The 12294-nt window shown below is 37.9% G+C and carries 6 protein-coding genes; all 6 read left to right on the top strand.

From position 1 onward, the window contains the following. Position 1 precedes the first annotated feature (1 nt). The 6 genes from EAG08_RS21610 (at position 2) to EAG08_RS00560 (ending at position 12228) form a co-directional block, all read left to right on the top strand. Positions 2-1627: a glycosyl hydrolase 115 family protein gene (locus tag EAG08_RS21610; protein WP_228446695.1), complete on the top strand. Its 1626-nt coding sequence runs from the start codon at positions 2-4 to the stop codon at positions 1625-1627. After that, on the top strand, positions 1624-2529 hold the full coding sequence (locus EAG08_RS21605) for a hypothetical protein (protein WP_228446694.1): 906 nt from the start codon (positions 1624-1626) through the stop codon (positions 2527-2529). Before EAG08_RS21610 ends, EAG08_RS21605 begins: the two co-directional genes overlap by 4 nt. A 91-nt stretch (positions 2530-2620) precedes the next feature. After that, positions 2621-5368, top strand: a complete 2748-nt coding sequence (locus EAG08_RS00575) for a T9SS type A sorting domain-containing protein (protein WP_129533780.1) — start codon at positions 2621-2623, stop codon at positions 5366-5368. A gap of 242 nt (positions 5369-5610) precedes the next feature. Beyond that, positions 5611-8238 (top strand): beta-glucosidase, encoded by a 2628-nt coding sequence (locus EAG08_RS00570; RefSeq protein ID WP_129533779.1) that lies wholly within the window; start codon positions 5611-5613, stop codon positions 8236-8238. A gap of 100 nt (positions 8239-8338) precedes the next feature. Continuing rightward, positions 8339-10321 (top strand): alpha-L-arabinofuranosidase C-terminal domain-containing protein, encoded by a 1983-nt coding sequence (locus EAG08_RS00565; protein WP_129533778.1) that lies wholly within the window; start codon positions 8339-8341, stop codon positions 10319-10321. A gap of 209 nt (positions 10322-10530) precedes the next feature. Further along, a complete protein-coding gene (locus EAG08_RS00560) occupies positions 10531-12228 on the top strand; it encodes a ribulokinase (protein WP_129533777.1) in 1698 nt (565 codons plus the stop codon). The last annotated feature ends 66 nt before the right edge of the window (positions 12229-12294 follow it).

The raw sequence follows: 12294 nt of genomic DNA, 5'->3' as shown, positions 1-12294 counted from the left end.
TATGAATCAGATAAAAATATTATTTCTCGTCGCATTCTTCGGTTTTTGTTTGCAAATCAGTGCGACAGAACCATTCATTATTACTGAAAAAAATCCGGAAAATATTGTCTTAAAAGAAAAATCGGTCAATCTTTCCATTTACACCAATTCCGGAATTGATAACGGAATTCTGAGGGCTGTCAAAAATCTCCAAACAGATTTCCAGAAAGTCACAGGCGAGCAACCTAACATTCTGAATCAGATTTCAGGAATGAATGCTCCTTTAATCATCATCGGAACTGTCGGAACACAATCTATCATTGATGATTTAATCAGACAAAAAAAAATTGATGGAAAAGCATTAACCGGAAAACGTGAAAAATACATCATCCAAAATATCAGCAATCCATTTCCCGGAGTTTCCGAAGCGATTGTGATTGCAGGCAGCGACAAACGGGGAACTATTTATGGGATTTACGAAGTTTCGCAGCAGATTGGCGTCTCACCTTGGCATTATTGGGCAGATGTTCCGGTAGAAAAGAAAGAAAATTTATATTTCAAAAAAGGAATTTATACCGATGGAGAACCTGCCGTAGAATACCGCGGAATTTTCCTGAATGATGAAGAACCTTCCCTTGGTGGTTGGGCAAGAGCAACTTTCGGTGGCATCAATTCTAAATTTTACGAAAAGGTTTTTGAATTGCTTCTTCGCTCCAAAGCCAATTATCTATGGCCTGCGATGTGGGGAAAAGCATTTTACGACGATGATGCTTTGAGTGGACCATTAGCCAACGAAATGGGAATTATAATGGGAACTTCGCACCACGAACCAATGGCACAGGCACAAGCCGACTGGCACAGATACATCAAAAAAAATAATCTTCCGAACGTTTGGGATTACTCAAAAAATGCTAAAGTGTTGCAGGAATTCTGGAAAGCTGGAATCGTTAGAAGCAAAAACTGGGAAAAATTAGTCACTGTCGGAATGCGTGGTGATGGCGATGAAGCAATGGGAGAGGGAATTAATATTTCCTTATTGGAGAACATCGTAAAAGACCAGCGTAAAATCATACAAAATGTGACAGGTAAAAATCCTAATAAAACGCCTCAGGTTTGGGCGTTGTATAAAGAAGTTCAGGATTATTATGATAAAGGAATGAGAGTTCCGGATGATGTGATTCTGCTGTTTTGTGATGACAACTGGGGCAACGTGAGAAAGCTTCCAGACCTTTCGAAACCCTTACACAAAGGCGGTTACGGGATGTATTACCATTTCGACTATGTAGGCGGGCCGAGAAATTCAAAATGGATTAATATTAGTCCGATACAACGGGTTTGGGAGCAGATGAATCTTTCCTATGAACACGGTGTAGATAAAGTTTGGGTTGTAAATGTTGGTGATTTAAAACCGATGGAATTTCCAATCAGTTTTTTCTTAGAAATGGCGTGGAATCCGAAACAATTTAATTCTAAAAATCTTTTAGAATATACCGAGAAATGGTCTGCTCAGCAATTTGGCGAAAAACATTCAAAGGAAATTGCCAGAATGATTAATCTTTATGCTAAATACAACCGCAGAGTAACACCTGAAACACTTGACAGCAAAACATTCAGTCTTCAAAATTATAATGAATTTGAAACGGTTTGAATGATTACAGAGCTTTGGCAGTAGATGCATTACGTTTGAAAGAGCAGATTCCTGCAGAATATCAGGATGCGTATTATCAGTTGGTTCTTTATCCGATTGATGCGTGTAGTAATTTGTACGAAATGTATTATGCAGTGGCAAAAAATAAAGAATTGGCTTCGAAAAATGACCTTAAAGCTAATTTCTATGCTGATAAAGTGAAAGAATGTTTCGAGCGAAATACTTATCTCGATAATAAATACAACAATGTAATTGCCAGCGGAAAATGGACGCATATGATGGATCAGATGAAGATAGGATACAAGGCGTGGTTCGACGGTAAAGAAAATATAATGCCTGAAATCACTTACGTTTCTGAAGCAAATGTGTCGAAGGAGAAAGTGTTCCAAGAGAAAAATGGTTATGTTTCTATCGAAGCCGAAAATTTTGCAAGAATGAATAATTCTGACCAAATTCATTGGGAAGTTATTCCTGATTTCGGTAAGACAAAATCCGGTATCACAACATTTCCACAAAATGCTTATCCGAAAGCTAATGAAAATACCTATCTGGAATACGATATTAATTTTGAATCCAAAGGCGAATTTGAGGTACAACTTTTATTAGCTCCAACTTTAAACTATAATCATAATAAAGGACTGCGTTATGAGATTTCATTTGATGATGGAACTCCGCAAGTCATCAATTTCAATGGTCACTATAAAGGTGAATTAGGAAAATGGCAGTCGGAACACATCATTAAATCAATCACAAAACATCAGATTTCGCAACCGGGAAAACATACTCTTCGTTTTAGAGTGCTGGAACCGGGAATTGTTTTAGAAAAGATTTTAATCAACACAGGCGGACTTAAGCCAAGTTATTTGGGAGCGCCGGAAAGTGAAATTTCAGAAAATAAATAAGCAATTTTCCACACATTTTATTTCAAAAAAACAATAATAACATATTGAGTTAAATTAAAATTTATGTCACATTTAAAATCAAATTATTACTATGAGAAAAATCGTCAATTTAGTACTTGCTGCCATGGCAGGTATCTTATTCACAGGGCATCTTAATGCACAGAGTACACAGACCGCAAAAGTAAAAATTGATAAGAATATTACTTATCAGAACATTACAGGATTCGGAGGATTCGTCTGCAGTCCGCAATTTGCCTACAATCACATGACAACCGCAGAAATTCAGAAACTCTGGGGAACCGGTGCTACTGATGGCGGATACAATATGCTGAGGCTGTATATTCCGGAAGACAGTTCCAACTGGCCACAGGTTTTGGCCACAGCACAATTGGCAAAATCAATGGGACTGATTGTATTTGCAAGCCCTTGGACAATGCCTGCAGCATGGAAAACCAATAATCACGTTAACGCAGTGTACACAGATACGAACGGAGTACAGCAGATTGGTTATCTGAAACCTGCAAATTACCAAGATTATGCTCTTCATCTCAACAGTTTCGTGACTTATCTGGCTACCAACGGAGTAACACTTGATTATATTTCTATACAGAACGAGCCTGATGAGATGGCACAATATCAGGGATGTATCTGGACTCCAACGCAGATTGCTACTTTCGTTAAAGACTATGGACATTTGATCAACTGTAACGTTATTGCTCCGGAAAGTGTCGGTTTTACAGATAATTTTGCAAATGCTTTTCTAAGTCCTGCAGTGATGGCAAATTTTGAAGTGTATGGAGGTCATCAGTATGGCTCTATGCAGTCGGTATACAAGCAATTTCAGAATTATAATAAACAAATCTGGCAAACAGAATATCTCATCAACTGGAATTCCAATACCACTGTACCTGCAAGAGACTTTAACTGGTCGATTGATGGTTTCACTTTTGCAAGGAGTGTAAACAATGCGATGCTTGGTAATATCAATGCATGGGTTCACTACGCATCAAAAAGATACTACGGAATGATGGGTGATGGAACAAATGGTACCGTAGCAGGTGAGATGACAAAAAGAGGATATATTTTATCACAGTTCGCAAAGACGACAACGGGTAAAAGGAGAATCGATGCTAAATGGGAAGTAGCCAATGGCACATTGGAAGGTTCATCATACATTTCACAGGATGGAAACCAGATTACACTGGTGGTCATCAATTCATCTTCAAACTCGTATAACCTGAAAGCAGATCTGCCGTTCTTTACCAATTCAGGAACCAGTACAACGACATCACAAACTTCGAACATGGTTTCTGCTCCATTCACATTTTCTGCCGATACTTTCAGACCGCAGATTACGGTGAGTCCTTCAAGCGTAATGACTTTTGTTTTTAATAAAAGTGGTGACAGACCTATTTCCTTAATGACAGGAACAGAGATGCATTATAATAAAATTGAAACTCAGACGACTACAAATCCGGCTTTCGGTACAGGGCATCAATTGTCTGGTCAGACAGTTACGTTTTACAATTCTACACCGCTTATCAGTTCAAATACTACCGCAGCGAACGGATATGTAGCATTAAATGACAGATATAATAAACTAATTTTTAATGTCCTAAGTTATATGACAAGCAATTTGCCAACTTCTTCTAATACAACATTATATTATGTAGACAGTAACGGAACACTGAGAAATCACAATTACGGAAGTGTAGCTTTTCCAACGCCGGGATCAGGCAGTTTTAATTTGGTATTTGATATATCCAGATCGGTACTGCCTTTTGGATGCAAAGGAATTATTGGGCTGAGAAGTGGAAATTTCAGTTCTATTCTTACATTAACGCTTGGTGATGTATATTTCAATGTAGGAAACGAAAGAGCATCTAAGTTTGAAGCTGCATATGCATCGACTGACAGTAATCTTATGGATGCATTAGAAAATGAATATTACACTTCATTGGATTTTAGAAATACAACCGGAATTAATGCAACATCAAGCTGGATTAGTACCTCTCAAAACCTGAACAGTTTATTTTACGTTAACAGTTCTGTGAACAATAACAACACAAACGTGGTATCCGGAACTGTCTGCAATACACTTACTCTTTCAGATCAAGGGAAGGACTTTCAGGTGCCATTTAATTTTAGTGCAACGGCAGCATCATATACAAGAAATTTCAGTGATTATGGTGTTGTATTACTGCCTTTTGAGGCAAGTATTCCGTTAGGAGTTACAGCATATACCATGATTCCTTCTGCAACGGGGGTAGCATCTACACAGATTACCAGTGGTATCATTCCTGCAAATACACCTGTACTCGTTAATGCTACGGGAAACATTAGTTTTGTTGGTTCAGGTAATGTATCAACTCCAAAAGCAATAACTGTAAATCAGGTGAATGGAGTTTATCATACGATAAAAGTTCCTGCCGGAGCGTACGTGCTTAAGACAGAAAACGGAGTTACTGGATTCTATAAAGTAGTTGCCGGGAACGAACCTTTTATTAATCCTTTCCAGGGATATATTACAGAAGAAAATACTTACACAAGCGCTTTTCTTCCATTGAATTTTGCTACACTTGCCGTTTCTCAGAATGAAATGATAAAAGATGAGGTGAGCGTTTATCCAAATCCTGCGCAAAATGAATTTTTTGTTGAACTTAAATCAAACACGGCAAACTATTCAATATTTGACGCAAAAGGAAGCTTGATTGCTGGAAAGCAGAAACTTTCTTCAGGTAAAAATAAAATTAATATTGCGAACCTTCCTTCTGGAGTTTATTTCGTTGAAATATCTGATTCCGGTCAAACGGTAACTCGTAAGTTGATTAAAAAATAATCTATTAAAAATTTAATTTCAAAGCCATCAGTTTTTCTGGTGGCTTTTCTTATGAGATTATGCGGAAGATTGATAATTATTTCGTGAATTAAGTATCCAAAATACTAAAGATAAAAAAAACAAGTGTATTTTATACATTTATTAAAAATAGAATCTTATATTTGCCTTTATCACATTCTAAAGCCACATCCATTGATTTTATTTAACCAAATGAATAAAATAATGGATTTAAAATCAACAATATGAATAAAATTCTGTTCACCTTATTTTTTGTAATGAGTAGCGTAAGTTATGCACAGAACTACAAACATCCCTTCCAAAACCCCAAACTTCCCGTTGAACAAAGAATTGACAACCTTCTCGGATTACTAACCGTAGAAGAAAAAATAGGGATGATGATGGACAATTCCAAAGCTGTTCCAAGACTCGAAATTCCCGCTTACGGATGGTGGAATGAGGCACTTCACGGTGTTGCAAGAGCTGGTACAGCGACTGTTTTTCCTCAGGCTATTGGATTGGCGGCCACCTGGGACGTTCCGGAACATCTCAAAACATTTGAAATGATTTCCGACGAAGCCAGAGCAAAATACAACAAATCATTCGATGAAACCAATAAAACCGGACGTTACGAAGGTCTCACATTCTGGACTCCGAATATCAATATTTTCCGCGATCCAAGATGGGGAAGAGGTCAGGAAACATACGGAGAAGACCCTTACCTGACTTCTGTTTTGGGCGTTGCTGCCGTAAAAGGTTTACAGGGAAATGACCCGAAATATTTTAAAACACACGCTTGCGCCAAACATTTCGCTGTTCACAGCGGTCCCGAATGGAACCGACATTCTTACAACGCAGAAGTTTCCAAAAGGGATTTGTATGAAACTTATCTTCCTGCTTTTAAATCTTTGGTTTTGGAAGGAAATGTAAGAGAGGTGATGTGCGCCTATAACGCTTTCGATGGGCAGCCGTGTTGCGCCAACAATACTTTGCTTACCGAAATTCTTAGAGGAAAATGGAAGTACGACGGAATGGTCGTTTCAGACTGTTGGGCTTTGGCAGATTTCTATCAGGAGAAATACCACGGAACCCATCCCGATGAAAAAAGTACTGCTGCAGATGCCTTAAAACATTCAACTGATTTGGAATGTGGAGATACGTATAACAATCTTAATAAATCTCTTGCAAGCGGACTGATTACCGAAAAAGACCTTGATATATCAATGCGAAGAATCCTGAAAGGTTGGTTTGAATTGGGAATGCTTGATCCCAAATCTTCCGTTCATTGGAACAACATTCCATATTCGGTGGTAGATTCAGATGAACACAAGAAACAGGCTTTGAAAATGGCTCAAAAATCAATTGTGCTGATGAAAAACGAAAAGAATATTCTTCCTTTAAATAAAAATATTAAAAAAATCGCAGTAGTTGGTCCCAATGCACACGATGGAATTATGCAATTGGGAAATTACAACGGAACACCTTCTTCTACCGTCACTATTTTAGACGGAATTAAAACTAAATTTCCAAACGCTGAAATAATTTATGAAAAGGGAAGTGAAGTAGCAGATCCTACCGCAAGAAATTCACTCTATCAAAATTTTGTCAGTCAGAAAAACGGACAAAAAGGAATGAAGGTAGAATTTTTTAACAATAATGAATTTAAAGGTCAGCCTGTAAATACATCAGTTAACAATACCGCAATTACGTATAACAGTTTTGGTGGAACACAACTCGCTGCAGGAGTTGCGAGAGAAAATACATCGGCAAAAATTTCGGGTGTTTTTAAAAGCAGTTATAATGGCGAAGTGATATTCTCTGCCGCAACATCAGATATTTACATGCTTTTTGTTGACGGAAAAGAAATTGCTACCAGAAAAGGTCCCGACGCAAGACATCCTTCGGAATTTCCTGTGAAAATGGAGAAAGGGAAAGAATATTTGGTAGAACTTCGACACAGCCAGAAAGGAAAATACGTAAGCATTGCCTTTGAAGTGTATAGAAAAGATCCAGTGAATTTTGCATCACTCAAACAAAAAGTAAAAGATGCTGACGTTATCATTTTTGCTGGCGGATTGTCGCCAAGTTTAGAAGGTGAAGAAATGTTGGTAAGCGCAGAAGGTTTCAAAGGAGGCGATAAAACCTCGATAGAACTTCCAAAAGTTCAGCGTGAATTACTAGCGGAATTAAGAAAAACCGGAAAACCTGTCGTTTTTGTATTATGTACAGGAAGTTCGCTTGGTCTGGAACAAGACGAAAAAAACTACGATGTATTGCTGAATGCCTGGTACGGCGGACAAGCCAGCGGAACCGCGGTTGCAGATGTTTTGGCAGGCGATTACAATCCGTCTGGAAAGTTGCCGATTACTTTTTACAAAAATCTGGAGCAACTAGATAATGCACTTTCTAAAACCAGCAAACATCAGGGTTTTGAAAACTACGATATGCAGGGAAGAACCTATCGTTATATGACCGAAAAACCTTTGTACGCATTCGGCCACGGTTTGAGCTATTCAAAATTTAATTATGGAGATGCAAAATTGAATAAAAACACCATCAGTTCTAATGAAAATATTATGATAACGATTCCGGTTACCAACATTTCAGAAAGAGACGGTGAAGAAGTTGTTCAGGTTTATGTGAAAAGAAATAATGATGCTTTGGCTCCTGTAAAGACTTTAAGGGCTTTTGAAAGAGTTTTGATTAAATCTAAAGAAACAAGAAATATCCAACTCATAATTTCCAATGAATCATTCAAATTTTATGACGAAAAATCCGATGATTTGATTTCAAAGTCTGGAGATTATACCATTTTTTATGGAGGAACTTCCGATGAGTCTGGATTGAAAAACCTTCAGTTGAAAGTAAATTAAACTCTTACAATTAAATTTAAATATAAATCAGTTTAAAAATATAGTTGTAGAGATGTCACACTGAGCGTAGTCGAAGTGTCTCTAAGATAAAAACGAATCAATGAAAACAAAATCCAAAATATTCACAATCGCTATTTCACTAAGTGTTGCATTTTTTTCAGCGCAAAATGGAAATGTCCAAAAGCACTTCCTCGATTTGGACGGAAAATCTACCAACATCAAAATCAAGCCAACGATGTATGGTATTTTCTTCGAGGATATCAACTTTGCAACAGATGGCGGAATTTATGCCGAACTCATCAAAAATCGAAGCTTTGAATTTGACGAACCGTTGACGGGCTGGAAACAACAAAACACGAAAACCCTTTCTCCGAGTTTAGATTCCGGCTTTTTGACTATTTATTCTGATAATTCTAAAACCAATAAAAACTACGCAAGAATAACCATTTACAATGATAAAAATTATATTTTGGAGAATGAAGGTTTCAGAGGAATCGGACTTCATCAGAATTCCAGATATGATTTTAGTTTCGACTTGGAAAATGTATCCGGAAATATTTCTGCACTCAACGCAAGTCTGATTGACGAAAACGGAAAGATAATTTCGACAGTTCCCATTCTCATCAAAGGAAAAGGCTGGCAAAAATATACTGCTGTTTTTTCTCCATCAAGAACGGTTGAAAAAGCAAAACTACAAATCACTTTTACCGGAAACGGCGTGGTAAATATGGATATGATTTCCCTATTTCCACAAGATACTTGGAAGGGAAGAAAAGGTGGTTTGAGAAATGATTTAGTTCAAAAATTATACGACCTGCAACCAGGATTTTTGCGTTTCCCCGGAGGCTGTATTGTCGAAGGCAGAACACTTGCCGAAAGGTATCAATGGAAAAAAACTTTAGGAAATGTCGCCGACAGAGAATATCTCATCAACAAATGGAGTTCAGGTTTTGCACATCGCCTCACTCCCGATTATTATCAGTCGTTCGGATTAGGTTTTTATGAATATTTCCAGCTTTCCGAAGATTTGGGAGCAGAACCGTTACCAATTCTAAGTTGCGGAATGGCGTGCCAGTTCAACACTGCCGAATTGATTCATTTGGAAGAATTAAATCCTTACGTTCAGGATGCTTTGGATTTAATCGAATTTGCAAACGGAAATGCTAATACTAGATGGGGAAAAATCCGTGCTGAAATGGGACATTCGAAACCATTCAATATGAAATATATTGGTGTTGGGAACGAGCAATGGGGAGAAGATTACATTGAGCGTTATAAAATTTTTGAAAAAGCTATTCACGCCAAATATCCGGATATTAAAATTATTTCAGGAAGCGGACCGTCGCCCGACGGAGAATTCTTTGAATATGGCTGGAAAGAACTCAAAAAACTCAATGCACAGATTGTGGATGAGCATTATTACAATTCACCGGAGTGGTTTACGAAAAATGCTGGAAGATATGATGCTTATGACCGTTCCGGACCAAAAGTGTTTGCCGGAGAGTATGCTGCACAATCAGTTGGTGTCGTTAAACCCGATAACAAAAATAACTGGCAGACCGCATTGTCGGAAGCTGCTTTTATGACAGGATTGGAAAGAAATGCAGATGTTGTTACGATGACTTCCTATGCACCGCTTTTTGCACACGCAGACGGTTGGCAATGGACACCGGATTTAATTTGGTTTAATAATTTACATTCTTACGCAACACCGAATTATTACGTTCAGAAATTATTTTCCAACAATAAAGGAACTGATTTAATTATAATTTCTGAAAACGGAAATGCCGTAAAAGGACAAAGCCAACTTTTTGCATCTGCAGTTCTAGACAGCAAAAAAGGTGAAACAATCATCAAAATTGTTAATACGGATTCTAAGGAAAAATCAGTTGAAATCAATCCAAAAAACATCAAATTAGGAAGCAAATTAACCAAAACAACCTTGACAGCTTTTCAACTTTCTGCCGAAAATAATTTCCAAACAGAAAATATAAAACCTCTTGAGGAGAATTCTTTAATTAAAAAAGGGAAATTTCCTGTTCAAATTCCACCCAATTCTTTTGTCGTTTTAAAGATAAAATAATCTCAAAGTACCATAAATAAAGGGAAAATTAAAATTAAGTGTAATATTTACATTTATTTAAAATAAAAATATATATTTGTTTTAATCTCTTAAACATATATATAAGGATTTTTTAAAGCTTATACATTTAGTATTAGAGTTGTCACCCTGAGCTTGTCGAAGGGTCTATCAAAACAAAACAATTATTAAAATTTAATTCATCGTTAAAAATGAAAAAATACGTTATCGGATTAGATTATGGAACAGATTCCGTTCGTGCAGTCCTGATTGATACAGAAAACGGAGCCGAGCTCGCAACATCCGTAAGCTACTACCAAAGATGGAAAGATGGAAAATTCTGTCAGCCGGAGCAAAATCAATTCCGTCAGCATCCGCTTGACCATATCGAAGGCTTGGAAAAAACCATTTCCGATGTTGTCAAAGAAAGTGGAGTAGCTCCTGAAAGTATTGTCAGCATTTGTATCGATACCACGGGTTCATCACCGCTTCCGGTAAATAAAAATGGAATTGCATTAGCTTTAACACCTGGTTTCGAACAAAATCCCAATGCGATGATGGTGTTGTGGAAAGACCATACATCAATTGATGAAGCAGAACAAATCAACCGACTTGCAAGAAATTGGGGCGGCGAGGATTACACCAAATTTGAAGGAGGAATCTATTCTTCCGAATGGTTTTGGGCAAAAATTCTTCACATCAATAGAGTTGATGACAATGTAAAAAATGCGTCTTACAGTTGGATGGAGCATTGCGATTATATTACTTTTCTCCTTTCCGACACTCAGGATTTGGCAACTTTCAAAAGAAGCCGTTGTGCAGCGGGTCACAAAGCAATGTGGCACGAATCGTGGGGCGGACTTCCTTCAAAGGATTTCCTTGGTCAGTTAGACCCGTCTTTAGCCGAACTTCGTGATAGACTTTACGATAAAACCTACACCTCAGACGAGGTTGCAGGAAATTTAAATCAAGAATGGGCAACAAAACTCGGACTGACAACCAATACGGTAATTGCAGTCGGAACTTTCGACGCACATTCCGGAGCAGTCGGCGCAAAAGTCGATGAGAACACACTCATCCGAATCATGGGAACTTCAACCTGCGATATTATGGTCGCACCCAATGAAATTATCGGAGATAAAACCGTGAAAGGAATTTGTGGACAGGTTGATGGTTCGGTTATTCCCGGATTGATTGGTTTGGAAGCGGGTCAGTCTGCGTTTGGTGATTTGTTGGCCTGGTACAAAGACATTCTGATGTGGCCAACGCAAAGCATATTGATGAATTCTAATATCATCGATGAAAATCAAAAACAACTTTTAAAAGAAGAAATAGAGAACAATCTCATCCGAAATCTCACTTTGGAAGCCGAAAAAATTCCTCTTTCCGAAACCGTTCCTATCGCCTTGGATTGGGTGAATGGACGAAGAACGCCCGATGCCAATCAGGAACTGAAAGCTGCTATCAGCAACCTTTCTTTAGGTACAAAAGCACCGCATATTTTCAAAGCATTGGTGAATGCGATTTGTTTCGGTTCCAAAAAAATCGTTGACCGTTTCGAAGACGAAGGCGTGAAAATAGAAAAAGTCATCGGAATCGGCGGTGTTGCCAGAAAATCACCATTCATTATGCAGACTTTGGCAAACGTCCTGAATATGCCGATTGTAGTGGCAGCGTCAGACCAGGCTCCGGCTTTAGGAGCAGCGGTTTATGCCGCAGTTTCAGCCGGAATTTACCCAAATGTACAGGAAGGAAGCCAGAAAATGGGTTCCGATTTCGAAGCCGAATATTTCCCGCAAGCAGAACACGTAGAAAAATATGCAGAATTAATGAGTCAATATCAAATTCTAGCCGACTTCACGGAAAACAATATCAAATCGAAAAAGAAGTTGAAAGTTGACAGTTTATAGTTGATAGAAATTTTAACTAGGATTTGATAGCTTCGTAGGAGCGCACTGTTAATAGCCAAATATAAT

It is taken from the genome of Chryseobacterium sp. 3008163 (genome assembly GCF_003669035.1).
In the GTDB taxonomy this organism is placed as follows: Bacteria; Bacteroidota; Bacteroidia; order Flavobacteriales; family Weeksellaceae; genus Chryseobacterium.
Note: the sequence above shows the minus strand (reverse complement) of the source record. Positions and strands in the feature narration are given on the sequence as shown.

Excerpts from the sequence above, each read along its gene's own strand:
- EAG08_RS00575 (WP_129533780.1), top strand. The coding sequence starts at position 2,621 with ATGAGAAAAATCGTCAATTTAGTACTTGCTGCCATGGCAGGTATCTTA.
- EAG08_RS00560 (WP_129533777.1), top strand. The coding sequence starts at position 10,531 with ATGAAAAAATACGTTATCGGATTAGATTATGGAACAGATTCCGTTCGT.
- EAG08_RS00570 (WP_129533779.1), top strand. The coding sequence starts at position 5,611 with ATGAATAAAATTCTGTTCACCTTATTTTTTGTAATGAGTAGCGTAAGT.
- EAG08_RS00565 (WP_129533778.1), top strand. The coding sequence starts at position 8,339 with ATGAAAACAAAATCCAAAATATTCACAATCGCTATTTCACTAAGTGTT.
- EAG08_RS21610 (WP_228446695.1), top strand. The coding sequence starts at position 2 with ATGAATCAGATAAAAATATTATTTCTCGTCGCATTCTTCGGTTTTTGT.